Source organism: Azospirillum doebereinerae, assembly GCF_003989665.1.
GTDB classification, from domain to species: Bacteria; Pseudomonadota; Alphaproteobacteria; order Azospirillales; family Azospirillaceae; genus Azospirillum; species Azospirillum doebereinerae.
Genome location: NZ_RZIJ01000111.1, coordinates 1 through 227, shown reverse-complemented (window position 1 = coordinate 227; position 227 = coordinate 1). Strand labels below are relative to the sequence as shown.

1 protein-coding gene is annotated in these 227 nt (G+C 70.0%); it reads left to right on the top strand.

The window, feature by feature from the left end:
* Positions 1-38 precede the first annotated feature (38 nt).
* On the top strand, positions 39-227 hold a 189-nt coding region (locus tag EJ913_RS31405; protein WP_148125339.1), incomplete at its 3' end, for a hypothetical protein.

Here is a 227-nt window from a genome sequence, read left to right as displayed (position 1 = left end):
CTCCCTTCCCAAACCCTGAACGACAAGGAACTCCCGCCATGCTCCGCACCGCCCTGCTCTCCGGCTTCGCCACCCTCGCCCTGCTGTCGGCCCCGGCCTTCGCGCAGAACGTCAGCTCGATCACCAACACGGCGGCGGGCGTCGGCAACTTCGCCTCGCAGTCGGCGATGACCAAGCAGTTCGCCGGGCGCGGCGTGCTGGGGACCTCGAACAGCGCCGAGGTCGGC